27 protein-coding genes are annotated in these 24,301 nt (G+C 30.6%); 19 read left to right on the top strand and 8 right to left on the bottom strand.

Annotation, left to right across the window (positions count from 1 at the left end):
• Positions 1-137 precede the first annotated feature (137 nt).
• The 6 genes from Q0945_RS08470 to Q0945_RS08445 all read left to right on the top strand — a co-directional run bounded on the left by Q0945_RS08470 (position 138) and on the right by Q0945_RS08445 (position 6,032).
• Entirely contained in the window at positions 138-647 is a 510-nt protein-coding gene (locus tag Q0945_RS08470) for a DUF6155 family protein (protein ID WP_299433451.1), read from the top strand.
• Positions 648-792: 145 nt separating this feature from the next.
• Positions 793-2,304, top strand: a complete 1,512-nt coding sequence (locus tag Q0945_RS08465; protein ID WP_299433448.1) for a DEAD/DEAH box helicase family protein — start codon at positions 793-795, stop codon at positions 2,302-2,304.
• A gap of 6 nt (positions 2,305-2,310) precedes the next feature.
• Complete coding sequence (locus Q0945_RS08460) at positions 2,311-3,543, top strand: glycosyltransferase family 4 protein (protein WP_299433445.1); 1,233 nt, start codon at positions 2,311-2,313, stop codon at positions 3,541-3,543.
• A 46-nt stretch (positions 3,544-3,589) separates the two neighbouring features.
• The gene (locus tag Q0945_RS08455) at positions 3,590-3,955 is read left to right on the top strand and encodes a VOC family protein (RefSeq protein ID WP_299433442.1); all 366 of its coding nucleotides are present in this window, start codon (positions 3,590-3,592) and stop codon (positions 3,953-3,955) included.
• Positions 3,956-3,990: 35 nt separating this feature from the next.
• Positions 3,991-4,830: a 1,4-dihydroxy-2-naphthoyl-CoA synthase gene (locus Q0945_RS08450; RefSeq protein ID WP_299433439.1), complete on the top strand. Its 840-nt coding sequence runs from the start codon at positions 3,991-3,993 to the stop codon at positions 4,828-4,830.
• Between the two features lie 62 nt (positions 4,831-4,892).
• Positions 4,893-6,032 (top strand): FAD-dependent monooxygenase, encoded by a 1,140-nt coding sequence (locus Q0945_RS08445; RefSeq protein ID WP_299433436.1) that lies wholly within the window; start codon positions 4,893-4,895, stop codon positions 6,030-6,032.
• 66 nt (positions 6,033-6,098) lie between these two features.
• Here the strand turns inward: Q0945_RS08445 and Q0945_RS08440 are convergent, their stop codons facing one another.
• Complete coding sequence (locus tag Q0945_RS08440) at positions 6,099-6,698, bottom strand: hypothetical protein (protein WP_299433433.1); 600 nt, start codon at positions 6,696-6,698, stop codon at positions 6,099-6,101.
• A gap of 213 nt (positions 6,699-6,911) precedes the next feature.
• Here Q0945_RS08440 and Q0945_RS08435 point away from each other — a divergent pair, with 213 nt between their 5' ends.
• Entirely contained in the window at positions 6,912-7,274 is a 363-nt protein-coding gene (locus Q0945_RS08435; protein ID WP_299433431.1) for a DUF2200 domain-containing protein, read from the top strand.
• Between the two features lie 257 nt (positions 7,275-7,531).
• Here the strand turns inward: Q0945_RS08435 and Q0945_RS08430 are convergent, their stop codons facing one another.
• A complete protein-coding gene (locus Q0945_RS08430) occupies positions 7,532-8,866 on the bottom strand; it encodes a serine hydrolase (RefSeq protein WP_299433428.1) in 1,335 nt (444 codons plus the stop codon).
• Positions 8,867-8,931: 65 nt separating this feature from the next.
• On the opposite strand from Q0945_RS08430, the gene Q0945_RS08425 reads away from it, so the two are divergent.
• Genes Q0945_RS08425 through Q0945_RS08415 form a run of 3 tightly spaced genes read left to right on the top strand, consistent with a single transcriptional unit; the run spans position 8,932 to position 11,498 of the window.
• Entirely contained in the window at positions 8,932-9,363 is a 432-nt protein-coding gene (locus Q0945_RS08425; protein ID WP_299433425.1) for a hypothetical protein, read from the top strand.
• Between the two features lie 2 nt (positions 9,364-9,365).
• Positions 9,366-10,022 carry a peptidoglycan recognition family protein gene (locus tag Q0945_RS08420; RefSeq protein ID WP_299433422.1) on the top strand — a complete coding sequence of 219 codons (657 nt, stop codon included), beginning with the start codon at positions 9,366-9,368 and terminating at the stop codon, positions 10,020-10,022.
• A 6-nt stretch (positions 10,023-10,028) separates the two neighbouring features.
• Positions 10,029-11,498: a M14 metallopeptidase family protein gene (locus tag Q0945_RS08415; protein ID WP_299433419.1), complete on the top strand. Its 1,470-nt coding sequence runs from the start codon at positions 10,029-10,031 to the stop codon at positions 11,496-11,498.
• A gap of 7 nt (positions 11,499-11,505) precedes the next feature.
• Here Q0945_RS08415 and Q0945_RS08410 read toward each other — a convergent pair whose 3' ends face one another.
• The 3 genes from Q0945_RS08410 to Q0945_RS08400 all read right to left on the bottom strand — a co-directional run bounded on the left by Q0945_RS08410 (position 11,506) and on the right by Q0945_RS08400 (position 13,959).
• On the bottom strand, positions 11,506-11,673 hold the full coding sequence (locus tag Q0945_RS08410) for a hypothetical protein (RefSeq protein ID WP_299433416.1): 168 nt from the start codon (positions 11,671-11,673) through the stop codon (positions 11,506-11,508).
• Between the two features lie 164 nt (positions 11,674-11,837).
• Positions 11,838-12,668 (bottom strand): OmpA family protein, encoded by an 831-nt coding sequence (locus Q0945_RS08405; protein ID WP_299433927.1) that lies wholly within the window; start codon positions 12,666-12,668, stop codon positions 11,838-11,840.
• A 199-nt stretch (positions 12,669-12,867) separates the two neighbouring features.
• Positions 12,868-13,959: a VWA domain-containing protein gene (locus tag Q0945_RS08400; RefSeq protein WP_299433413.1), complete on the bottom strand. Its 1,092-nt coding sequence runs from the start codon at positions 13,957-13,959 to the stop codon at positions 12,868-12,870.
• 142 nt (positions 13,960-14,101) lie between these two features.
• On the opposite strand from Q0945_RS08400, the gene Q0945_RS08395 reads away from it, so the two are divergent.
• From Q0945_RS08395 to Q0945_RS08375, 5 genes are all read left to right on the top strand, one after another.
• The gene (locus tag Q0945_RS08395; protein WP_299433410.1) at positions 14,102-15,112 is read left to right on the top strand and encodes an XdhC/CoxI family protein; all 1,011 of its coding nucleotides are present in this window, start codon (positions 14,102-14,104) and stop codon (positions 15,110-15,112) included.
• Positions 15,109-15,717 (top strand): nucleotidyltransferase family protein, encoded by a 609-nt coding sequence (locus Q0945_RS08390; protein ID WP_299433407.1) that lies wholly within the window; start codon positions 15,109-15,111, stop codon positions 15,715-15,717. Before Q0945_RS08395 ends, Q0945_RS08390 begins: the two co-directional genes overlap by 4 nt.
• Positions 15,718-15,860: 143 nt before the next feature.
• A complete protein-coding gene (locus Q0945_RS08385) occupies positions 15,861-16,082 on the top strand; it encodes a hypothetical protein (RefSeq protein WP_299433404.1) in 222 nt (73 codons plus the stop codon).
• Entirely contained in the window at positions 16,057-16,578 is a 522-nt protein-coding gene (locus Q0945_RS08380; RefSeq protein ID WP_299433401.1) for a hypothetical protein, read from the top strand. The genes Q0945_RS08385 and Q0945_RS08380 overlap by 26 nt, the downstream gene beginning before the upstream one ends.
• Positions 16,579-16,590: 12 nt before the next feature.
• Positions 16,591-16,914, top strand: coding sequence for a hypothetical protein (locus tag Q0945_RS08375; RefSeq protein WP_299433398.1), 324 nt, complete (start codon positions 16,591-16,593; stop codon positions 16,912-16,914).
• 56 nt (positions 16,915-16,970) lie between these two features.
• Here Q0945_RS08375 and Q0945_RS08370 read toward each other — a convergent pair whose 3' ends face one another.
• Both Q0945_RS08370 and Q0945_RS08365 read right to left on the bottom strand, forming a co-directional pair.
• Entirely contained in the window at positions 16,971-17,117 is a 147-nt protein-coding gene (locus tag Q0945_RS08370) for a hypothetical protein (RefSeq protein ID WP_299433395.1), read from the bottom strand.
• Between the two features lie 230 nt (positions 17,118-17,347).
• Positions 17,348-17,980, bottom strand: coding sequence for a GntR family transcriptional regulator (locus tag Q0945_RS08365; protein WP_299433392.1), 633 nt, complete (start codon positions 17,978-17,980; stop codon positions 17,348-17,350).
• A 121-nt stretch (positions 17,981-18,101) separates the two neighbouring features.
• Here Q0945_RS08365 and Q0945_RS08360 point away from each other — a divergent pair, with 121 nt between their 5' ends.
• Entirely contained in the window at positions 18,102-18,905 is an 804-nt protein-coding gene (locus tag Q0945_RS08360) for a hypothetical protein (protein WP_299433389.1), read from the top strand.
• A 53-nt stretch (positions 18,906-18,958) separates the two neighbouring features.
• Here the strand turns inward: Q0945_RS08360 and Q0945_RS08355 are convergent, their stop codons facing one another.
• On the bottom strand, positions 18,959-20,422 hold the full coding sequence (locus Q0945_RS08355) for a c-type cytochrome (protein ID WP_299433386.1): 1,464 nt from the start codon (positions 20,420-20,422) through the stop codon (positions 18,959-18,961).
• Between the two features lie 509 nt (positions 20,423-20,931).
• Here Q0945_RS08355 and Q0945_RS08350 point away from each other — a divergent pair.
• The 3 genes from Q0945_RS08350 (at position 20,932) to lpxD (ending at position 24,291) form a co-directional block, all read left to right on the top strand.
• A complete protein-coding gene (locus Q0945_RS08350) occupies positions 20,932-21,390 on the top strand; it encodes a cold shock domain-containing protein (RefSeq protein WP_299433383.1) in 459 nt (152 codons plus the stop codon).
• Between the two features lie 200 nt (positions 21,391-21,590).
• On the top strand, positions 21,591-23,144 hold the full coding sequence (locus tag Q0945_RS08345) for a DEAD/DEAH box helicase (RefSeq protein WP_299433380.1): 1,554 nt from the start codon (positions 21,591-21,593) through the stop codon (positions 23,142-23,144).
• Between the two features lie 154 nt (positions 23,145-23,298).
• Entirely contained in the window at positions 23,299-24,291 is a 993-nt protein-coding gene (gene lpxD / locus Q0945_RS08340) for a UDP-3-O-(3-hydroxymyristoyl)glucosamine N-acyltransferase (RefSeq protein WP_299433377.1), read from the top strand.
• Positions 24,292-24,301: the final 10 nt, after the last annotated feature.

Genomic DNA, 24,301 nt, shown 5'->3' with positions numbered 1-24,301 from the left:
CATAATACATTTTTATTATCTCTTTTCCAAACAGATAGATACATAGTTATACAGATTTTATTACAAATCTTGTAAATCTATGTAAGAATTCTAATAAATTAACAGAGTTGTTCTATTTTTGAAATTATTATAAAAAAATGAGTAAAAGAGCCTTAACAACCTATTTAAAGGATTTAAAAAAGAAAGAATTAGAAGAACAACTAGTAGACTTATACCAACGGTTTCCTTTGGTGAAAGAATATTATGATTTTGTGTTTAATCCTAAAGAAGACAAACTAGTACAAGAAGCAAAAACTAAAATTGCAAATGAGTATTTTCCTGTAAAAAGAAAAAGACCCAAAGCACGTAGGTCTGTAGCTCAAAAATATATTAAGCATTTTATAAAATTAGGTGTAGCTCCTTCTTTAATTGTAGATGTAATGCTTTTTAATTTAGAAATAGCACAATCTTTTTCCATAGAAAAAAATGTGCCCGATTCTTTTTATAAAAGTATGCTAAACTCCTTTAAAGAAGCATTACAATATGCCGCTTTACATGGTTTTGTTACCGAAAATAAAGACCGTATTGTAAAAATATATACCCTTACTCAAGAAAAAAAATGGACATTTGCCGAGGATTTTTCTAAAGCCTTAGATCTTGTAGACTAGCATTACTTCGATTTCTTTTTTATCAATTTATAACACAAATAAAAAAAATCTTCATTTTACGGCTATTATTTCTTTTACCTATAAAAAACTTATAGTTTTGTAAGATTGGCATTTTACATTAGCAAACAAAACTACTAGCATACCTTTGGAGTATAAAAAGCATATAAAAGAGAAAAATCTCTACGATTATCAAATTGAAGATTTAAATACCATATTTGAGCATTTAAAGAATTCTAAGGATAACGAAAATTTGCTTTACCAATTACCTACGGGAGGCGGTAAAACCGTCGTGTTTTCAGAAATAACCAAAAGGTACATTAATGAGATTAAAAAGAAAGTTGTAGTTCTTACCCATAGAATAGAACTTAGTGTACAAACTTCTTCTATGTTAGATGGCTTTGGCGTTAAGAACAAAATTATTAATAGCGAGGTTAAAGAGGTCATGGATCAGGACAATATAAGTTGCTATGTTGCCATGGTAGAAACCTTAAACAATCGCTTACAGGAAGAAAAAGTAAAAATTAGTAACATTGGCTTGGTTATTATAGATGAGGCCCACTACAATTCTTTCCGTAAATTATTTAAGTATTTTGATAATGCTATAATATTAGGAGTTACGGCTACACCATTAAGTTCTAATATAAAATTACCAATGAAAGATAACTACAGTAAACTTATTGTAGGCGAATCTATATCTTCCTTAATCTCTAAAAACTTTTTGGCAAAGGCCAATGTTTATAATTACGATGTAAGTCTACAAAACTTAAAACTTGGTATTAATGGCGATTATACCGTAAAGTCTTCAGATGAGTTATATGGGAATCAAAGTATGCTTACCAAGCTTTTAAATGGCTATACAGAGGTTGCTAAAGGCACCAAAACGCTTATTTTTAATAATGGTATAAATACCTCTATTTATGTGTATGAGACCTTTAAAAAGGCAGGATACAATATTAGGCACTTAGATAATAAGAATAATGCTACAGAACGTAAAGAAATATTAGAATGGTTTTCTAAAACGCCAGACGCCATTTTAACATCGGTAAGTATATTAACCACTGGTTTTGATGAACCTACGGTAGAAACTATTATGCTAAATAGAGCTACAAGGTCGCTTACCTTATATTTTCAGATGATAGGGCGTGGTTCTCGTGTATTACCAAATAAAAAGGAATTTACAGTAATAGATTTTGGGAATAATGTTGCCCGTTTTGGTATGTGGAGTGCCCCCATAGATTGGCAAGAAATTTTTCACTTCCCAGATTTTTTTCTAGAAAATATTAAGAATGATGAGGATATAGAAAGGGATTTTGTCTACGAAATGCCAAAATCTTTAAGAGCAATGTTCTCTAAATCTAAAAATATAGAGTTTGATATTAAGGAAGAATACAAAAAAGTATTTGCACAAGGCCTTAAATCTAAGTTAGTATTAGAAAAAAGTATAGAACAACACGCTACCATTTGTGTAGAAAATGCCGAAGATGTTTTTGACGCTAGAATACTAGCAAAACAACTGCAAGAAGAAATTAGTTTTAGAGTAAAGCAATACTCGTACTGTATTATGAACAATACAAAGAACTACAAGGAATGGCTAGAAGAAGATTATGAACGCAAACTACGTTCTAATATCTCTAAGAAGTTTGCCGCAAAAATGTAAACCATTATGAGGGCATTAAAAGTTCTAATTATTGGGTTTGTATGGCCAGAGCCTACTACTACTGCAGCAGGCCAAAGAATGTTAGAGTTAATACACTTTTTCTTAAAACAAGATTGTAACATTACGTTTGCTAGTACTGCAAAAAAGAATGCCTATTCTTATGCGTTAGACTCTTTAGGAGTTATTCAAAAAGAGATTTCACTTAACGATTCAGATTTTGACACCTATTTATCTGATAATAAAAAAGATATAGTAATTTTTGACCGCTTCTTAACCGAAGAACAATTTGGTTGGCGTGTGGCAGAAAGGAACCCAGAAGCACTTCGTATTTTAGATACCGAAGATGTGCATTCTTTACGAAATACAAGAGAAAATGCCTTAAAAAAAGGAATCTCTTTTACGTTAGAAGACTGGAAAAAAAATTCCATTACGAAAAGAGAAATTGCGAGTATATATAGGTCCGATGTGTCTTTAATTATTTCTTCTTTTGAAATGCAATTACTAACAAAGGAGCTAAATATAAACCATAGTTTACTGCATCATTTGCCTTTTTTAATCGATGCTAAACATACAGTGGAAATTCCTTTTGATGAACGGGAAGGATTTATTTGTATTGGTAATGGCAATCATGCACCAAATAAAGACGCGGTTATTTGGCTAAAAAAAGAAATTTGGCCACTTATTCGTAAGCAGTTACCAAAAGCCACACTTTCTATCTATGGCGGACATTTACCAGAACAAATTTTGCAAATGCACAATCCTAAACAGGGTTTTTTAGTAAAAGGATGGGCTACCAATGCTGTAGAAGTTATGGGTAAAGCAAAAGTAAATCTAGCACCATTACGTTTTGGCGCAGGTTTAAAAGGTAAACTTATAACTGCACTACAAGCAAATACCCCAAGTGTAACTACTGCAATAGGAGCAGAGGGCATTAGTACAAATCATTTAAACCTAAACAATACAATTACAGAAACAGCAGAAACCATTGCCGCAGCTGCAATAGAATTATATTCCTCTAAAAAAGCATGGAATAAGGCACAAGAAAAGGGAAAAAAGCTTTTAAAGCAGCTATCTAACAAAGAAAAGACCGAAAAAGAATTTCTTCAAAAAATTGAAGATACTATACAGCATTTACAAGAACGCAGATGCTCTAATTTTATAGGAGCAATGCTGCAACAACACACTATGGCAAGTACAAAATATATGTCTAAGTGGATAGAAGCTAAAAATAAAAAATAGAGTAGTATCTTTAATTCTTAATTTATTACTCTAAAAACTAAAGAATATGAATAATCCCGTACAATGGTTAGAGATTGCTGCAACTAATTTAGAAAGAGCAAAAGACTTTTATACAAGTGTATTTAATTTAGAATTTCAATTTATAGATATGCCAGATAGCAAAATGTATATGTTTGGAGACCCAACTAAAGTAGGTTCTTCTGGTTGTTTGGTACAATCTAAAGAGAATACGCCAAGTGCAAATGGTACTATTATTTATTTTTCTTGCGAAGACGTTGCTACAGAGGTTGCTTTAGTAGAAAAAGCAGGAGGTAAACTAATAGTTCCTAAAACAGATATTGGAGAATTTGGTTTTTTTGCACAATGTATAGATACTGAGGGTAATAGAATAGGGTTACACTCTAATAGTTAAGAAAATACGCAAATAATTAAGATATAAAATTGCCCATGAATACACCAAATTGGAAAGTTGCAAAAGAATTTGAAGACATTACCTATAAAAAAAGTAACGGCGTAGCACGTATAGCTTTTAACAGACCAAATGTGCGTAATGCTTTTAGACCCAAAACAACTAGTGAACTTTTAGAAGCATTTCATGATGCGCAGGAAGATACCTCAATAGGGGCAGTATTATTGTCTGCCGAAGGGCCTTCTACAAAAGACGGTGTGTATTCTTTTTGTAGCGGAGGCGATCAAAAGGCTAGGGGACACCAAGGCTATGTTGGGCAAGACGGGTACCACAGATTAAACATCTTAGATGTACAGCGTTTAATACGTTTTATGCCAAAAGTAGTTATAGCAGTAGTACCTGGTTGGGCTGTTGGTGGCGGCCATAGTTTGCATGTAGTTTGCGATATGACTTTGGCAAGTAAAGAACATGCTATTTTTAAACAAACCGATGCCGACGTTACTAGTTTTGATGGTGGTTATGGTTCTGCATACCTAGCAAAAATGGTAGGTCAAAAAAAGGCAAGAGAAATTTTCTTTTTAGGAAGAAATTACTCTGCGCAAGAAGCCTATGAAATGGGTATGGTAAATGCTGTTGTACCTCATAAAGAGCTAGAAGCTACCGCATACCAATGGGCACAAGAAGTATTAGAAAAATCTCCTACCTCTATAAAAATGCTAAAGTTTGCTATGAATTTAACTGATGATGGAATGGTCGGTCAACAAGTATTTGCAGGAGAAGCAACCCGTTTAGCATATATGACCGAGGAAGCCAAAGAAGGCCGTAATGCATTTTTAGAAAAGCGAAAACCCAATTTTGAAAAAAAATGGCTACCATAAACCATTTATAATAGAATTTTATAGGTTATAAAAACATATTAAGTTACTAAATAAAATATATTATGAGCAAAATTTTTGATATTATTGGAGCAGGAATAGGTGGACTAACTACTGCAATTGCACTAGAAAGAAAAGGAATTAAGACAAGAATATTTGAACAAGCAGAAGAAATAAAACAAGTAGGAGCAGGTATTATTTTAGCTAATAATGCAATGCAAGTTTATGATAAATTAGGTCTGCGAAATATAATTGAAGAAAATGGAAACCCTATTTCTTCTATGAACATAACAAAGAAAAATTTAAAACCGCTTTCTAAAATTGATTTATCCTACTTTGAGCAAAAGCACAACACTAAAAATATTGCTATACATAGAGGAATCTTACAACAAATATTAATTAAGGAGCTAAAAACCACTAAAATATATTTAAATCATAAACTAACTAAAATAGAAAAAAACGGAAATGATTATGATTTAAAGTTTTCTAATGGAGAAAAAATAAAATCTGTCCATGTTATAGGAGCAGACGGATTAAATTCTACGGTACGGGAAACTATATTCCCTAATACTAGCATAAGAAATGCAAATCAAATATGCTGGAGAGGAGTTACAGATTATGAATTACCAAAAAAATATGGGAATGAATTAAATGAGGCTTGGGGAAAAACAGAACGATTTGGGTTTGTACAAATAGCAGAAAACAAAGTGTATTGGTATGCTTTAAAAGCTTTTAAAGAAGATAAAAATGAATTCTCTGTTAAAGATTTAAACACTTATTTTAAGGACTATAATACTACTATTAAAGGTTTAGTAAAAGCAACTAAGAAAGAACATATAAATACAGCAGAGATTTCAGATTTAAAACCAACCAACATTTGGTATAAAGAAAATGTATGTTTAATAGGAGATTCTGCACATGCTACAACCCCAAATATGGGACAAGGAGCATGCCAAGCTATAGAAGATGCTTACGTACTTTCTGAATGTTTAGACAAGTATAATATAAATAAAGCTTTTTTAGAATATCAAAAAATAAGATTACCCAAAGCACACCAGGTAGTTAAAGCCAGTTGGATGGTTGGAAAAATGGCTCATTTTTCAAATCCAATATTAATTGGTTTACGTAATTTAATGTTACAAGTAACCCCTTCATCCGTAAATAAAAGGCAAAATGAGCAAATTTTTCAATTGGCCAAAATATAGGTACATACAAAAAGTTCTAAGTATTAATCTTAGAGCTTTTTGTTTTATATAAGTTTTGATGAATAATTATTTACCACCATCTAACATATCCTGTAACTGCTTTAATTCTTCCCATTTACCATCTTGAGCTAGTTTAGCTTGTTGCGGCCATGTTCCTGGCTTGTGCATTCTAAATCTAGGTCCTGCTTCTTTTATAATACCTTCAAGAATAAAAATAGGTGCATTACTTAATTTTTCAAAAGTTTCTATACCATTTTCTATTAAAATTGAAGAAAGTTTAGGTCCTACACCTTCAATCTTTTTTAAATCGTCTTTTTTAACCTTTTTTACCGCTTTCTTTTTAGTAGGTATAGCACTTAAATCTACTACGCCATTTTCTATTCCTTCAAACGGAGAAGCAGTGTATGCATCTGCTGCACTATCATTAAACCAGCCGTTATCTTCACTTAAATAGCGAAATTCATAACGTTTCCCATTTTCAAGTTTTACCTTTTTTACAAAGGTATTCCCTTCTTTTTTCATTTGGCTAGTACTGTTATTCCTTTGCCAATCATTAAAATCTCCTAATAATAAAACAGAAGAAGCACTTGGAGCTTCTTGTTCCCCAATTGTAAATTTTACTGTAGTATATGAACTGTTTTTCTTAATTTCTTTAACTAATGCCATTTTTTGCGCTATTTATTTTTTTATTATAAAAGTAGTATAGAAATTATTGGTTTTTAAAAGTTTATGTTACTAAATTATTGTCTTTACTTTAATTAATTTAACAATAATTAAAGTATTACATTATAAAGTTGCTATATATTATTGAAATGACTTGTGTAATTTTAGGAGGCTTGCTAAATACAAGTATAAAAAAGAAACTATAAAAACTAAATCATGACAACAACACCAGAACATGATGCTCGCATTGCTACAATGACTTTTTCTTCGGTTTATCCTCACTATATTACAAAAGTGGAGAAGAAAGGAAGAACAAAAGAAGAATTACACCAAGTAATTAAATGGTTAACAGGTTTTAACGACAGTAAACTCCAAGAGCTAATTGCTAAAAAAGCAACATTTAAAATATTTTTTGAAGAAGCTAAACTAAATTCTAATGTAGAAAAGATTAAAGGTGTAATTTGTGGTTATAGAATAGAAAATATTGAAACCTCTTTAACAAAACAAGTAAGGTATTTAGATAAATTAGTAGATGAATTAGCTAAAGGACGAAAAATTGAAAAAATCTTGAGAACGTAAGTACAACTTGGAGATTAAGAGCACTTATTTACTATATATAAACTAAAAAGAGCCTTATCTTAATTGATAAGGCTCTTTTACGAGAACACTATATGAAAATGAAAAAATTTACTCTATGTTTTTAATAACACTGTAAATATATTTCCCTTTTAGGTGTTCTAAAAAGTTATGTTGCCACACAAGAGAAACTTGTGGTTATCTTCTTAAAAATTGTTGTTAGCAACTTACGAAACAGGTAAGATTTTATTGTAGGAATCTTAATCTATACTTTTAGTTATTCTACTTAAAAATTTATTAAGGTCAAAAATAGGCTCTTGTGCTAACCCTGTACGCACTACAACCAAGTCTTTAGAAGGTATTATAAAAACGTATTGTCCTTGAAAACCATTTGCAGAATACATGTCTTTTGGAACATCAGGGAACTTACCACCTGCATTTAACCAAAAATGTGCACCATATACCCCGTCAGATTTTTTTGTTGGTTTTGTTATATAACTTACCCAATCTTTAGAGAATACTTGTTCTCCGTTCCAGCTTCCATTATTTAAATATAACGTACCAAATTTACCCCAATCTCTTGTAGTAGCCCAACCATAGGAAGAGCCTACGTAATTACCTTCCATATCTGCTTCTAAAAGCATAGAGTTCATTCCAATTTTATCTATTAAAGCTTTATAAGGATAGTCTAAATACTCTTGTCTTGTAGAAAATTGGTCTCTAAGAATACCAGAAAGTAAGTTGCTGGTTCCAGAAGAGTAATTCCATATTTCTGTAGGTTTTGCTATTGCTTTTTTATCTCTTTGGGGTTTTGTCATATCTGCATCTAGGTACAGCATTTTAGTAACATCAGATATTTTAGTATAATCTTCTTCCCATTCTAAACCACTTTGCATACGAAGTAAATGGTTAATAGTAATGTCTTTACGTTCATCATTTTGCCATTCTGGAATAGAAGTAATAGAATTTACATTTATCTTACCTTTATGTTCTAAGATACCGTATAATGTAGAAATAATACTTTTAGTCATAGACCACCCTAGTATAGGTGTTTCTTTAGAAAAACCATCAGCATATTTTTCTGCAATAATTCTGTTTTTATAAATAACAAGAACGGTTCTTGTTTTGTTTATCTCGGGAGTACTAAAAGCAAAATCTACAGCTTTATTTAACTGTTCATAATCTACAGAGGAAAAAATGGTGTCTAAAGCTTTGTTATTGCCAAAAGGATAGGGTAGTGTATCTATTACTTTATTTCTTCTGGGTTTTAATGCCATTTTAGAAGCATCAAAACTATCATTTACTAAAACACAACCTAAGCCTTCTCTATATATGGTTTTGCGCTCCATTAGTCCAAAAACGGTAGCAGAGCCAATTTTCTCCTTTTCATTAAAAGCAACATCTGCCAATTTTATTAAGGGCATATTGTTATCATTGGCAGCTATAGAAGCTACAGAGCGTTTTGAAATAAGAGTATTAGAAGTTAAATTTTTAGAAGCATACCCAGAAATTATATTCAGTTTTGGGTAATTTAAATATATAACAATTCCAATGATGATAATTAAGGCGAGTAAAATTCTCTTTATTATTTTCAAAAGTGTAGTTTTAGTTATTATCGTAAATTTAAAAAAAGAAATGATACTAATAAGCATCTTGTAATATGTCTTTTAATACTAAAATAGCAGGTTTAAGTATTTTCATCTTCCTTATTTTTGGTTGTAAAAAAGAACCTAAAGAAGAGGATTATATTTGGAAACCAATTATGGTTACTGCTACTGCGTATAATTCTTTAGCATCGCAAACCTCAAGCACGCCTAATATTACTGCATGGGGAGATACTTTAGTACCAGGAATGAAATGTGTTGCGGTTTCTAGAAACTTAATTTCACTAGGCATTACACATAACACACAAATAAAAATAGAAGGTTTAGAAGGCATTTATATTGTAAATGATAAAATGAATAAAAAATGGCGTAACAGAATTGACATTTATATGGGAATAGATGTTACAAAAGCTAAAGAGTGGGGGAGAAAGAAAAAGAAAATATACTATCGTGTTAAAAAGGATTCTTTAAATACTAAATTAAAATAGCAATGAACAGATTTCTTTTTATCTATTGTTTTTTATTTTTTTCATGTGCATCCAATATTAAAATAATAGACAAACCAATAGTTTTTGATGCAGAAAGAAAAGAACTGACTTTAGAATATTTAGAAAATAGATATGGTCTACTACAAAAAGAACCCACAATTATCCCAAAAATGATAGTTTTGCATTGGACAGCTTTTTCCACTTTAGAAGCATCTTTTAATGCCTTTAATTCTTCTAAATTGCCTAACTGGAGACCAGATATTAAAAATGTAAGTGGCCTTAATGTTTCATCACAGTTTATGGTGGATCGCAACGGAACTATTTATAGACTTATGCCAGAAACAACTATGGCAAGACATGTAATAGGATTAAACCATTGTGCAATTGGCATTGAAAATGTTGGTGGTGGTAAAGAACTACCATTAACTAAAGAGCAGTTACAAGCAAATATAGATTTGATATATTATTTAAAAGAAAAGTATTCAGAGATAAATTTTCTTATAGGTCATTATGAATATACTAGATTTGAAGGAACTACGCTCTGGTTAGAAAAAGATGCTAAATACCGAACTATAAAAACAGACCCAGGTACTTTTTTTATGAAAAATATACGTGAAGCTACCCAAAATCTAGAGTTTAAAGAAATCCCTAATTTTTAATTTTATATGAAAAATTACTTACTACTACTGCTTTTAAGCTTACTATACTCTGTAGCTTTTAGTCAAGAAAATGATATAACAACAGCATTGTATACTACTTATGAAACCTATAAAGAAACAACCATAGCAAAGCGAAGAATAAAACATGAAGATATACAACCATTACTAACACATTATAAAAATGTTCCTGGTTTTACTGTCTCTAAAGTGGGTACGTCTATAGCTGGTAGAGAGTTATCTTTAGTAAGTATTGGAACGGGAAAAACACAAGTATTTCTATGGTCTCAAATGCATGGTGATGAGCCAACAGCAACACAAGCAATTTTTGATATTTTAAATTTTTTGGAAAGCCCTGATTTTAAAGAAGAAAAAGATGCTATTCTAACTAATTTAACACTACACTTTCTTCCAATGTTAAATCCAGACGGAGCGGCATTGTACCAACGTAGAAATTTATTAGGCATAGATATTAATAGAGATGCGCTACGATTACAATCTCCAGAAGGAAAAACTTTAAAACGAGTTAGAGATAGCCTTACTGCTAATTTTGGATTTAATTTACATGACCAAAGCACTTATTACAACGCAGAAAGAACCAGCAAACCAGCAACAATTTCATATTTAGCACCAGCGTATAATTATAAAAAAGATGTAAATGAGGTTCGTGCAAATGCCATGAAGATTATTGTTTTTATGAATAACATAGTTCAAAAATATGTTCCAGGGCAAGTAGCTAAATATAATGATGATTTTGAACCTAGAGCTTTTGGCGATAATATTCAGAAGTGGGGAACAAGTACTATTTTAATAGAGTCTGGTGGTTATAAGAATGATATAGAAAAGCAAGAAATAAGAAAACTTAATTATGTATCCATCCTTTCTGCCATATACAGTATAGCTTCCCAAAACTTTAAAAATATAGACATTGCAGAATATGAAAAAATACCAGAAAATGATAGAAAATTATTCGATTTAAAAATAGAAGGAGCAAAGTATATTCTAAATAACAAAGCTTATAAAATAGATATTGGTATAAATCGCTTAGAAGTTAACAAAGAGGACTATTCCGATTTTTGGTATAGCAGTAGAATATTAGATCAGGGAGATTTATCTACCTATTATGGGTATGAAACTTTTAATGCATCAGGCTATACTATAAAACAGGGAAAAGTGTATCCAAAACAAATAGCTACAATTAGCGAAGCATCTAACTTAGATTTTATTTCTCTTCTAAAAAAAGGGTATACCCATCTTAGAATTTCTAAAATACCCCACAAACAACTTTCTTCTCCATTCCCTTTACATATTATTGGCTCTAAATTTATAATTCCAGAAGAGTTACTATTACAACCAGGTGTAAATCCTACGTTTCTCTTAGAGAAAAATGGCGTAAATAAATATGCTGTAATTAATGGTTTTTTAATTAATCTAGAAAGTGGGGAGGGAACTTTAAAAAATGCAATGATTTATAGGTGATAAGTAGTTAGTAACTAAATTGTATTGGGCTATCAATTCCATAAATTAAAAGCGCAGTATACATACCAAATATAAGTAACAATACTACTGTAAATAATAGTAGTATAATACTTCGTACTACATTAGGGAAAAGACTTAATGCTGTTTTTTCAAAAATATCGTTTAGTACATCCATAATCTTTCATTTTAGTATTTTTCATTTCGTTTTTAGGATGTAGGTAGTTGTTCTTTGGGTTCTCTATAATATAACAACATATAGCACAAAAACCCTACCAGAATTTATAAAAAAATAAAGGGGAAGCATTTGCCTCCCCTTAGAAATAAAGTATATTACCCTTTTTATAAATTATTCTCCGCATCTAATAAAGCAAAGAATTTATCTAAATTAGGAAGAATAACAATTTTTGTTCTTCTGTTTTTAGCTCTATTATCTTTAGTATCATTTTCTACTAAAGGTAAATAAGAACTTCTACCAGATGCAATTAATTTTGCAGGATCTACATTGTACTTGTTTTGAAGTATACGAACTACAGAAGTTGCTCTTTTTACACTTAAATCCCAGTTATCTTTAAACATTGCAGTGTTAATACTTCTAGAATCTGTATGGCCTTCTACCATAACTTCCATGCTAGATTCAGAATTAATAACTTCTGCTAATTTAGCTAAAACAGTATTTGCTTTACTACTTACTCTGTAACTACCACTATTAAAAAGTAATTTATCAGAAATATTAATCATAACTACTGTTTTATCAATATTTACATCAACATCTCCTTCTTCATCAGAAATAGATTTTTTCAATTTGTAAGAAATTGCAAGGTTCATAGAATCCTGTAAAGTCTTAGCACCTGCCAATTTAGCTGGGTCTACATTTTTTAACGTAGCTCTCATTTTCTTTTTAGTGTTGTTGCTCATAACAGCAATACCATCTACACTTGTCATTTGGCTATCGTTTATTTCTTTTAAAGAGCTAATTTTATTGTTATACTCTGTAACTCTAGCTTCAATTTTAGCCATTTTAGACTCTAATTCTTCTTTTTCTACTTGTGTTTTAGATAAAACACTTTTAGTACTAGATAAATCGTTCTCTAAAGCAACATATTTCTTTTTAGAAACACATGAAGTTAATAATGCAACAGATAACGTACTTGTAATTAATAATTTTTTCATCATCTTTTAAAAAATAGGTTTCAATATCTACGGTAATTTTTATGATAAAGATGTTTTTAATCGATGATTATATTTATATTATACCGTAAACAACTGTTAAACAGTAATTTATTTTTACTTTTTTTTGCTATATTTTTAGTGTAAAAAATAAAAAAGGCTCTAAAAAGAGCCTTTACTATATAAAATAATAGCTATTTTTTTAATTACAACCTCCTTTAAAGCCAGATGCATTAAATTTAGTTTGTACAGCTCCTTGCTTATTACCGTTTCTTACTTGTATAGCTAAGTTGTTTTCTCCACTACCGTCTCTTTTAGGGCTACAGTATTCAAATAAATAAAAACTATTGGCTTGCTCAGATACTTTAAAAGATATATCATTAAACGTATTTTCTAACTCTTCTTTATTACTAGCAAAAACACTGGAAGTTTTTCCTATTTCTGTTAACACATCCGTATCAATTTCAGCACCTAAACCAATAGAAAAGAAGGAGATATTAGCATTTGTATTAGTAACTTTCTTTAATGCATCATCTTTTTTATATCTAGATGCTTGGTCTGTACCATCGGTAAACAATACTACAGATGATGCTCCTATGGTATTGTTCTTAGTACTTTGCTTTAAAACATCTTCTGCTATATTTGTTGCTTTTATTACAGCTCCATATAAATCTGTAGAAGGGTCATTACTTATATCCTCCGTAATTTCATCTACCGAAGCTATTAATTCTTGTCTGTCTGACGTAAGCTCATTTAATAAATGTAATTTATCTTCCCCATCAAACCAATAAATCCCCATTTTAAAAGATTCTTGCGTAGTTGCTGGCATTACATTGTTTATAAAGCTACTAGTTGCAGATTTTAATTCTTCTAAACTGCTACTTAATACGCTATTACTTAAATCTAATACTAATATGGTATTATTATTAAATATTTGGGAATTAGGAGAAATTCTTGCAAAAGACTCTGATGTAGATATGGTATTAAAACATGCATCGTTTCTACCTTGCTCGTAAATAGTAAATTGGTCTGCAGTTAATCCTGGAACTGGTTTGCCCTCTGTGTCTGATACTTTAAAGAAAATAGAAACTTTTCCAGGTAAAGTAGTAAATTCATCTTGAATAGATAAAACCAAATCACTTTCATCTAATCCTAAACAATCGTCTACTGGTTTTCCTTTTCCTAAACCATCTACTTTATTAAGGTTAAAATTAATATCGTCTTCTGCGTTTCCGCATGAAATAACTATAAATAATAGTAATATTGTAGTTATAACCTTAAAAACATTTTTCATTTTCAATAATTTTGAGTTCAACAAGCAGAACGTAGGTTTTGGGCATTAAGTATAGTAGTACTCTTTATTATATGTTAAAGATTGTTAAAGAATATCAAAATTGTTTCTAATGTTTCTATATAAGTTTAATTTGTTATTTAGTATGACACATGAATTTAAACATATAGTAGAAAGTTACAATCTAGCCAAGAAAGAAGGTTATAAAACCGTATTAGCTACTGTAGTTGCATTAGACGGTTCCTCGTATAGAAGACCGGGAGTACGTATGCTTATTTGGGAAAACGGGAAATTCACAGGAGCTGTAAGTGGTGGTTGTGTAGAAAAAGAAATTGAAAGGCAAGTAACAACCGTTTTTGCAACTGGAATACCAAAAATTATGACCTATGATGGTAGGTTTAGGCTTGGCTGTGAAGGTATTCTTTATATTTTAATTGAGTTGTTTAACCCCAACAAAGAGTTCTTGAATTTATTTACTGTGACATTAAAAAACAGAAAGAGGTTTTCGCTTAGTTCCTATTACATCAAAGAGGATTCTAAAAACTATAACTACGGTACTTTATGCTTTTTAGAAGGTAAAACTTTTTCTATACAAGGGAAAAAAATTAATACCAGTTCATTTTATGAGTTTACTCAAGATATGGCTCCTAATAATAAGTTATTACTAATAGGAGCAGAGCATGATGCAGTACAATTATGTTCTTTTGCAACTGCCCTAGGTTGGGATGTAACTGTCATTACTACGCCTTTACAACAAAAGGATATTTTTGACTTTCCTGGAGCAAAGGAGCTAGTTCCTGTAGAACCAGAATTACTTAGTACAGAAAATATTGATGCCCACACCGCTGTAGTACTAATGACACATAGTTATGCAAAAGACTTAAAGTACTTACTAGCCATAAGTAATACCTATCCTATGTATTTGGGAACTTTAGGGCCTGCAAAAAGAAGAGAAAAATTACTGCATGAATTTATGGAGCAGAAACCAGATGTAGATTTAGAATTTATAGAAAATATTCATGGTCCTGCTGGTTTGGATATAGGAGCAGAAACTCCGCAAGAAATTGCCATTTCTATTATGGCTGAAATTTTAGCTGTAGTTAGAAATAAAAAGCCAATAATGCTTAAAGATAAAGTAAACGGAATTCACCAATGAGTTTAGAACCCTCTACTGCTATTATTATTCTTGCTGCAGGTGCATCTACCAGAATGAAAAATAAAATAAAGCAATTACTACCATGGAAAGAGAGTACATTCTTAGGTAATACTGTAAAAGTTGCTAAAGAATCTTTAGGGAAAGAAATTCTAGTAGTTTTAGGCGCTTATGCAGATAAAGTGAGTTTAGAATGCATAAAACAAGATGTAAATTATATCATAAACCCAAATTGGAAAAATGGTCTAGGCTCTAGTATTGCTTCTGGTGTAAAACAAATAAAAGCATTAGAGAATAATTTCCAAAACATTTTAATTTTACTAGCGGACCAACCTTATATTTCTACAGAATATATAAATGCCATGATAAAAGGTTCTATAAATTCAAAGATTGTAGCTACTAGGTATGCACAAGGTTTTGGTGTTCCTGCTTTATTTAATGACAAATACTATACTACTTTAGAAATTTTGAATAAAGATTTTGGTGCAAAAAAGCTTTTAGAGCAGGAAAAGCAAGAAGTTAAAAAATGTGAGTGTACTTTAAATACTTTAGATATTGATACTTTTGAAAGCTATTTGCAATTAGTTGCACAAAAAATACAAGAATAGATTTTCTGCAGTTTTTTTCATTAACTGCTGTATATCAGTATATTATGTTCTTAAAAACAAAAATATTTGTTTTTGTGAGGCTATAAATTTGCAAAATTATCTTAATACGCATACCTTTAGTAAGAATTATAATACGTTGTAGTTTGTCGAAAGCTGATGCTTTTGTACAATTTTTTAATCATCCTATTGTTATTAAAGGGTTACAAACCCCTAAAAACAATATTATGATTACTAAAAAGCTTTATTTTTTGGCAGCATGTTTTTGTCTTGTTGCATTAAATTATTCTTGTACAGAAGAATCAACTGCTGAGACTGATGATACATACGGTGTTGCAAGGGATGAAATTGAAGAAAGAGATACTTAAAGAACTTTTAAAAGCGGTGGCAATCATTGTATTGTCATCGTTACCTTATATTCATGATATTATTACTATACGTGGGAGCACCTTCCCTTCTTGGGTTCCAGATTGGGGTATTCAAGAATTTTTAACCAATTCTGAAGGTTATGTTGCTGGTTTTTCTACTTACCGCGTTTTTATTTACACTTTCTTAATACATCTTTTTGCCCATTTAGGGTATGTTGGCTGGTTTTTTGAAGCTAAAGATAAACTATATCGTCCTTTCTTATTAGTACCTGTTTCTCTTAGTTTATATCAAATAATACTAATTTTATTTGATTTTAGAAGCTCTGATTTGAATGAACCACACGTAAAAATAATTTTAACTATAGTGATTAGTTCTCTATTAGCCATTAATTTCTTTTTCAATAATAATAAAATGCTATCAGAGCATTTTCTAAAGCATAAAGGTTCCCTCGAAACTAAAAAGCAAATACAAACCGTAGAAGAAGAAAACATTTAGTAAACAGAAAGCATGTATAACAACGGAACACAATTTAATTTTGTAAAAGGCGCTGTAGGCGTTATAAATACAAAGCTAGGAGAGACCCTAAAAAGACTTAATGAAATATTGTACGGCGTTGTAGAAGCAAAGCCTTATACTTTTGATTGGGATTATATAATAAAAGAATATGAAGCTACCTGCGCAGGTGGCGATATAGACGAATTTTGCTCTAGTTTTGTTCACGGTTACGCCATGATGAATAACTTTTTAAGCGATCATGCTATAAAAGAGGCTATGTATGTAGAACTGAGAGCAAATTTAATTGCTAAAAGAGTAAGTGGAGAAATAGCATAAATAATATATTTATACTTTAAACCTCCTTAAGATTAAAACATAATATAGAACTAGTATTAACTAACTAGTTCTTCATTTGTATTGTCTTCTGTAATGTCATAGTCTTGAAAAATTCCACAAGAAATGTTTTTCTTAACTAAAGATTTTTCAGTTTTTTTCTTGCTATTTAAAATAGCTTCTATTTCAGGAGAAAGATATTTCATAATGCTTCCAATTTAAATTTCTATAAAAACGTAGTAATAGTTACTTTGTTGTGTGATTCTTACATTTTTTCACTTACAAAGTATTAATTACAGTACAATAGTAGTTTCTTTTGTTATTTTTATCTAACAATTTACAAATACTTTGTGATTAATTAACAGAAATTTATAATAAAGGCATTAAAAAACACATTTTTTTAGTTGAAAGTAACTAGTTCATTGGTAAGCTGCTTTTATTCTACACCCAGCTGTTTTAATATATAATTTAATATCAACATCCAATTCATCTTTAATAATAAAGATGCTGTTGGTATATTATCATCTTCAATTGCTGCTATAATAGCCTCATGCTGATTGTCTGTTCTATTGTAAAAAAAATCGTTTTTCATGAAGGCATTTTCATAGAAAAAGATTCTTGTTTTTAAATCTGTTAAAACTTGTAGTGCTATATCATTTGTATAATATTTAGTAAGCAAATTATGAAACTCAAAATCGGCATTAATCCTAGAAATAGCATCTGGTGCATTTTCAAATACTATTTGTTGTTCTTTTAGTTTTTCTATAGCTGTAGCAGAAAAATCACTATTTTCAATTGCTAAAACTTCTAAATTGGCCACTAATTCATACAAATCACTCGCTTCTTTGGCATTTAATGCTGCTATAACAAAACCTCTATTAGGTACCGCTTTAATAATATTTGCTTGTTGTAATTGTGTAAGTGCTTCTCTAATAGGAGTAACACTAACGTTTAATTTTCTTGCTAATGCAGCTAAATTAATTGTATTTCCTATTTGTAAATTACCAAGCACCATTTGTTTAAGCAAATGTTCCCTTACTTGGTCTCTTAATATTAATATTTTTGCCATTATACCAAATATAACGTATCGTATACGATTTTATGATATTAAAGTCATCGAAAGTAAATAGTATAAAATACTATAAACCAAAAAAATACGTTTGTCACTCGTAACCCAAATATATTTTAAAATGAAAAAATTACTGAAAAATGTAAAAATTATAGCAGCTCTTACTCTAATGGCTTCTATATTTAATAGCTGTAGTGACGATTCAGATAACAGCAATAGCAATTCTATTGACAAAGAAGAGATTACTTCTGTATTAGCTGCTGAAGGGGTTTCTAATGTAGCAGACACTATTATTACTGATTTATTTGCCGAAAATGGTATTTCTGGAAAACAAGGTACTACAAACAAGACATCAGAATGTCATTCTATTGTTTTTAATGAAAATGGATATACTGCAACTTTTAATAACTGTGTTTTAAACGGAACTGACAATGTAAATGGTAGTGTGGATATTACTTTCAGTATTGAAAATGAGGTTATTACGTACACAGCTGCCTATGACGCTTTTTATGTTGGAGATATTAAAGTAGATGGAACTAAAAGATTTACTGTAAGTACATCAACTATGCAGTCTGAGGTTTCTTTTACGGTGTTAAATGCTATTACAATAATTATGGATGATGGTTCGGTTGTTTCTGAAAATGGAACAAAAACAGTAAGTTTAACTACTGGAGCAACAGATGCAACAAGTACTTTTACAGTAGAAGGAGATTGGACACTAAAAGTAGATGAAACTACTTATACTATAGCAGTACAAAATACTTTAGAAGGAAACTTGGCTTGCGAACACTTTACTACAGGTGTAATGAGTTTAAGTAAAAATGGATTACTTGTAAAAGTTAATTTTGGAGATGGCACGTGCGATGCTAATGCTACGGTTATATATCCAAACGGTATTACAGAAGATATTTTACTAAAGGAATAAAAAAATAAATGTAACTATAAAAAGGCTTCGTAACTACGGAGCCTTTTTCTTTTTTACAAGGTTTTTAAATACTCTAATACAGCTTTACGCTCCTCATCGGTGAATTTATCTCCAAATCGGTGCCCGCCATTACCATACCCCTTTAAAGTAGTATCATAAGTGTTTTTATCTGTTTTACTACTCTCTACAGTATAATTCCACCCTAATTTTATATAATCATAATCGCTATTATTGAAAGTCCTTTTCCAAAACTTAGGTCTTTCTTTACTATTTAGCATATCTTCTAAAGTTGGCACAGAAGCATTATGTAAATATGGTGCCGTAGCCCAAATTCCATCTAACGGCGGAGCTATGTAACCACCTTCAGGAGTTAATATTAAAGGATCTGTAGCACTACCAAACCAACCTGTATTAAACCAATTAAAGAAATAAGTAGTTTCATCTGTTACGGTAGTGTAATGGTTAGATAATTCTGGGTCTGTCTCTATACTCTCTAAAGCTACTAATAAGTTAGGGTAAGAACCATTTTCTCCATACGTTCCATGACAAGTAGCGCAAGTAGCATTGAATAATTCTTTTCCAGTTGCAACTAATACTTCGTTAATATTCTCTGGATATTTTGGTGCTTCTAAAGTTTCTATATACGCTAAAACATCAACCATATTTTTGTCTAATTCCTGCGCTTTTGTAATATCTGTAAGGGTTAACATACTAGCCCCAATCATAGATTTACAAAAATCTAATCTTCCCATGGCATTATAAAAAATAGCATTTTTCTTTTTTAATAACCACCAAGCAGGAACATCGGTTGGTATAACTTCATCTGGCAATACTACATAAGGCTCATTAGACCATCTAAGCGTATTTTTATCTCTATGAGAAATCAAAACTTCTGCAATTTTATTAGCAGTATTTACACCTCTACTTTTAGTAATTGTTTTAGGAGCAATGGCTTCAATACTTTTTCTAAATTGGTCATATGCTTCCCATTCGTCACTATCTGCCCCATAAACAAGAGGAATAGCTACATTTAATGTTTGTGTTTGGATTGCTCGGTTAACCGTAAAATCAGAATCATGGCTACCCAAACCAATTATATGCTCATTATTTATCCTAGAAGAATGGCAATTTAAACAATTAGGAGCTACAACACGCACCCCGTTACTTGCTGTTACTGCAGTATAATCATAAGGAATTACAGCATTATCTCCTGTTCTATTTAGAACGTTACTTGTGTCTTCTCCATTCCCTTGTACAAAAGCATTATAAGGAACTCCAGAACTCATATAATTACCAGATAACAAATACTCCTTACCAGCTTCTGCATTGCCTTCTCGCTGCTCAGAAAATGGTATTGGCTGGGTTTTTATAATCACAGTTTCTTCTTCAGGCTCTTTATCTATTATTTCTTCGGATACTCTATCACTAGAACAAGACAATAAACATAGTTTTACTGAAAAAATAATTGCTAATAAAAATAAATTCTTTCTACTTTTTAAAAAATCAAAAATCTTCATTGAATAATTTTAATACTAATTGTTAAAAATACGCTATAATTAAATGAGTCTATTTTTCAATAGATATTATGTTACTATTTATCGACTAAAAACATTTTAAAGTTCATTAAAGTTAGCTTTTTATTAAATAATTGCAACATTTCATATCCTTCTTAAGGAGTTAAATTATGAATAATGTAAAAGTAGTAATAACATGTTGTAAAATTATGTATTTCAACAACTTACAATAAACAAGAAAGAGTGTTTTATTTTTATATATTAAATTAAAATTTAGATTTAAATATTTAAAATCTAATACTTGTAAGTTTCATTACTATTTTTTTACACGCAATTCTTTTAAAAATTTACTAGAAATAGTATCTTTACAGCAGGTTTAATGTAATATACGTACCAGTAAATTACATTTATTAGGGTTAATTTTTTTCAGATTAAATTTTTTAGCACTCTTCAAGTAATTATTCTATTTCACATTAAGCCATAAAATTAATACCCTAACTTAATAAGTAATAATGGCAAAGTCGCAACAAACGTTTAATAAAAGTGAAAAAGAAAAAAAGCGTTTAAAAAAACGTGAAGAAAAAAGAAAAAAAATGCTTGCTCGTAAAGAAGAAGCAAAAGAAAATGGAAAAAAAGGTATTCCAATGGCCTACGTAGATTTTAATGGAAATCTTGTAGATACCCCGCCAGATCCATCTATGAAAGTAGAAATTGAAGCAGAAGATATTGTTTTAGGTATTCCTAAAAAAGTGGAAGGAGAAGAAGAGGAATTTGACCCAGTACGTAATGGTAAAGTATCTTTCTTTGATACTTCTAAAGGATTTGGTTTTATCATAGATTCTGATAATCAAGAAAAATATTTTTGCCATGTTAGTGGTTTAATAGATGAAATTGCCGAAAATGATAAAGTTTCCTTTGAATTAGAAAAAGGAATGAAAGGGATGAATGCTGTGCGAGTAAAGAAAATTTAATTACTATATAACACATAATAGTAAACTCCAATATAAATATATTGGAGTTTTTTAGTATTAAATATTTAATCTCCAAGATTAATTTCAACCAATAGTCTTAATTATTAGACCTTTAAACAAAAAGGTACAGAGTTTTTAACGAAAAATTGCGCAAAACCCTATAAAAGGTCTTAGTTTTGCAGTCCTGAGAAATGAAAGGTATGGCAAACTTATCACACGAAGTACAAGAAAAAAAGACAGATAAAGAACTTTATAGCTATCAGAAAGGAGCAATTGACCAAGTTTTTGAAAAATTTGATAGTGCTCCCGATGATTATCATCTTCTTTACCAACTACCAACAGGTGGAGGTAAAACAGTAATATTTTCAGAACTGGTTAGGCAATACTTAAAAAACCACAATAAGAAGGTTTTGGTAATGACACACCGTGTAGAACTTTGTAGCCAAACTTCTAAAATGCTTACGAGCTTTGGGGTAGTAAACAAAGTAGTTAATAGTACTGCAAACCTTGAGGACCAAGACGAATACGTTTGTTTTGTGGCAATGGTAGAAACTTTAAATAACAGACTAAATGATGATATGCTAGACATATCAGATGTTGGATTAGTTATTATTGATGAAGCGCATTACAACTCTTTTAATAAATTATTTAAGTTCTTTAATAATTCTTTCATACTTGGTGTAACAGCAACGCCACTAAGTTCTAACAAGAACTTACCAATGAAAGATAATTACGATGAACTAATTGCAGGAGAGAGTATTGGTTCGCTTATAGAAAATGAGTTTTTAGCAAAAGCAGAAGTTTTTCAGTATGATATGGGACTTACTTCTTTAGAAGTTGGTTCTAATGGAGATTATACTGTTAAATCATCGGAAGATTTATATTCTAGCCCAGCCATGTTAGAAAAGCTTTTAGATGCGTATAAAAAGCACTCTAAAGGTAAAAAAACACTTATTTTTAACAATGGTATTAATACCTCTATACATGTATATCACACTTTTGATGCTGCAGGTATACCAGTAAGGCATTTAGATAATACCGCTACAAAAAAACAACGAAAAGAAATTCTTAATTGGTTTAAAGAAACACCAGATGCCGTATTAACATCGGTTAGTATTTTAACTACTGGTTTTGATGAACCTACTATAGATACTATTATATTAAATAGAGCAACAAAATCACTTACCTTATACTACCAAATGATTGGGCGTGGTTCTCGTATCTTAAATAACAAATCTTCTTTTAAGGTTATTGATTTAGGAAATAACTATTACAGATTTGGACCATGGGGAGCAGATTTAGATTGGCAAACTATATTTAACAATCCTAATTTCTACATGGATAGATTACAGGATGATGAGGATATAGAAGCTAACTTTAGACATGAAATGTCTGAAGAAGTTAGAGCAGAATTTCCTAAGTCTGAAGAGGTTTATTTTGATATAAAAGCAACCTATATTAGTGCAACTTCTAATGGAGAGTCCTCTAAAGTTGTTTTAGAGCGTTCTATTGCACAACACGCATATATTTGTATAGAAAACAGTGAAGATGTTTATGATGCCTTAGGTTTAGCTAAATTACTAACGGAAGATATAAACAATAGAATACAAACCTATGCTAAATGCATAAGTAGAAGTACTTTTAATTTTTTACATTGGTTAAAAGATGATTACAAAAAGAAATTAAATGCATATTTAAGAGCAAATTTTGATACTGTCTTTGAGGATATTCATGGCTATCCACCAGAAGATTAACTTTTTTGTATAAAATAAAAAAGCTCCTTTGAAAAGATTTAAAGGAGCTTTTTTTTAGCCACTTTTATTACATATTTCTTAAAGAAATGACATTTTAGGATATTTTTTACGTAATTTTCATTTTTTCAGTTAAAAAACAACCAATAATTACTATATGCATTCATTCAGCATCCAAGAGATAAACACTATTTTATCTGGAGAATTAATAGGAGATACTTCTAAAAAAATTACCGGACTAAATCAATTAAAAAACGCTACTCCAAATCAAATAACTTTCATTGGTAGTAAAAAACATACATCACTTTGGAAAGACTCTAAGGCATGTGCTGCAATAGTTAGTGAAAACATTAAAATAATGCCTAAAGACAATCAAGCGGTTATTAAAGTAAAGTGTGCAGATTTAGCAATGGCTAAATTATTAGGTGTTTTTAGTCCAGAGCCACCTGTGTTTGAAATTGATATACATACTACAGCTGTTATTCATGAAACTGCTACTATTAGTAAAGGTGCACAAATTGGAGCAAATAGCTATATTGGAAAAAATGTTAAAATTGCAGAAGGCGTAATAGTATATCCTAATGTTAGTATTTTTGATGATTCTGAAATTGGCGCAAATACTACAATTTGGTCTGGAACCGTAATTAGAGAACGTTCTATAATTGGTTCGCATTGTATTTTTCATAACAATGTAAGTATTGGAGCAGATGGTTTTGGTTATAGACCAAGTGAAGACGGTAGAGGTCTAGTTAAGATTCCACATATTGGCAATGTAGTAATTGGTAATCATGTAGAAGTTGGCGCCAATTCATGTATAGACAGAGGCAAATTTAGCTCTACCATTCTTGGAGATGGCTGTAAAATAGATAACCTAGTACAAATAGGTCATAATTGTGTTTTAGGACGTTGTTGCATCATGGCCGGAAGTAGTGGACTTGCGGGTTCTGTAACCTTAGGAGACGGCGTAATTATTGGTGGTAGTGCCTCTATAAATGACCATACAACCATACACGCTGGTGCAAAAGTAGGTGCTGGTTCTGGTGTGGTTAGCGATGTTCCTGCTGGCAAAACCGTTTTAGGGTATCCTGCTTGTGATTCTAGAGATATGCTTAAACAATGGGTAGCACTTAGAAGATTAGTAAATAATTAAACTTAAAGGG

It is taken from the genome of uncultured Maribacter sp. (genome assembly GCF_947500405.1).
In the GTDB taxonomy this organism is placed as follows: Bacteria; Bacteroidota; Bacteroidia; order Flavobacteriales; family Flavobacteriaceae; genus Maribacter_B.
This window is presented reverse-complemented; position numbering and strand designations above follow the sequence as displayed.

What these genes read in the sequence shown, in the direction of transcription:
- Q0945_RS08470 (WP_299433451.1), top strand. Translation starts at nt 138, where the DNA reads ATGAGTAAAAGAGCCTTAACAACCTATTTAAAGGATTTAAAAAAGAAA.
- Q0945_RS08460 (WP_299433445.1), top strand. Translation starts at nt 2,311, where the DNA reads ATGAGGGCATTAAAAGTTCTAATTATTGGGTTTGTATGGCCAGAGCCT.
- Q0945_RS08455 (WP_299433442.1), top strand. Translation starts at nt 3,590, where the DNA reads ATGAATAATCCCGTACAATGGTTAGAGATTGCTGCAACTAATTTAGAA.
- Q0945_RS08450 (WP_299433439.1), top strand. Translation starts at nt 3,991, where the DNA reads ATGAATACACCAAATTGGAAAGTTGCAAAAGAATTTGAAGACATTACC.
- Q0945_RS08445 (WP_299433436.1), top strand. Translation starts at nt 4,893, where the DNA reads ATGAGCAAAATTTTTGATATTATTGGAGCAGGAATAGGTGGACTAACT.
- Q0945_RS08440 (WP_299433433.1), bottom strand. Translation starts at nt 6,698, where the DNA reads ATGGCATTAGTTAAAGAAATTAAGAAAAACAGTTCATATACTACAGTA.
- Q0945_RS08435 (WP_299433431.1), top strand. Translation starts at nt 6,912, where the DNA reads ATGACAACAACACCAGAACATGATGCTCGCATTGCTACAATGACTTTT.
- Q0945_RS08425 (WP_299433425.1), top strand. Translation starts at nt 8,932, where the DNA reads ATGTCTTTTAATACTAAAATAGCAGGTTTAAGTATTTTCATCTTCCTT.
- Q0945_RS08420 (WP_299433422.1), top strand. Translation starts at nt 9,366, where the DNA reads ATGAACAGATTTCTTTTTATCTATTGTTTTTTATTTTTTTCATGTGCA.
- Q0945_RS08415 (WP_299433419.1), top strand. Translation starts at nt 10,029, where the DNA reads ATGAAAAATTACTTACTACTACTGCTTTTAAGCTTACTATACTCTGTA.
- Q0945_RS08410 (WP_299433416.1), bottom strand. Translation starts at nt 11,673, where the DNA reads ATGGATGTACTAAACGATATTTTTGAAAAAACAGCATTAAGTCTTTTC.
- Q0945_RS08405 (WP_299433927.1), bottom strand. Translation starts at nt 12,668, where the DNA reads ATGAAAAAATTATTAATTACAAGTACGTTATCTGTTGCATTATTAACT.
- Q0945_RS08400 (WP_299433413.1), bottom strand. Translation starts at nt 13,959, where the DNA reads ATGAAAAATGTTTTTAAGGTTATAACTACAATATTACTATTATTTATA.
- Q0945_RS08395 (WP_299433410.1), top strand. Translation starts at nt 14,102, where the DNA reads ATGACACATGAATTTAAACATATAGTAGAAAGTTACAATCTAGCCAAG.
- Q0945_RS08390 (WP_299433407.1), top strand. Translation starts at nt 15,109, where the DNA reads ATGAGTTTAGAACCCTCTACTGCTATTATTATTCTTGCTGCAGGTGCA.
- Q0945_RS08380 (WP_299433401.1), top strand. Translation starts at nt 16,057, where the DNA reads ATGAAATTGAAGAAAGAGATACTTAAAGAACTTTTAAAAGCGGTGGCA.
- Q0945_RS08375 (WP_299433398.1), top strand. Translation starts at nt 16,591, where the DNA reads ATGTATAACAACGGAACACAATTTAATTTTGTAAAAGGCGCTGTAGGC.
- Q0945_RS08370 (WP_299433395.1), bottom strand. Translation starts at nt 17,117, where the DNA reads ATGAAATATCTTTCTCCTGAAATAGAAGCTATTTTAAATAGCAAGAAA.
- Q0945_RS08365 (WP_299433392.1), bottom strand. Translation starts at nt 17,980, where the DNA reads ATGGCAAAAATATTAATATTAAGAGACCAAGTAAGGGAACATTTGCTT.
- Q0945_RS08360 (WP_299433389.1), top strand. Translation starts at nt 18,102, where the DNA reads ATGAAAAAATTACTGAAAAATGTAAAAATTATAGCAGCTCTTACTCTA.
- Q0945_RS08355 (WP_299433386.1), bottom strand. Translation starts at nt 20,422, where the DNA reads ATGAAGATTTTTGATTTTTTAAAAAGTAGAAAGAATTTATTTTTATTA.
- Q0945_RS08350 (WP_299433383.1), top strand. Translation starts at nt 20,932, where the DNA reads ATGGCAAAGTCGCAACAAACGTTTAATAAAAGTGAAAAAGAAAAAAAG.
- Q0945_RS08345 (WP_299433380.1), top strand. Translation starts at nt 21,591, where the DNA reads ATGGCAAACTTATCACACGAAGTACAAGAAAAAAAGACAGATAAAGAA.
- lpxD (WP_299433377.1), top strand. Translation starts at nt 23,299, where the DNA reads ATGCATTCATTCAGCATCCAAGAGATAAACACTATTTTATCTGGAGAA.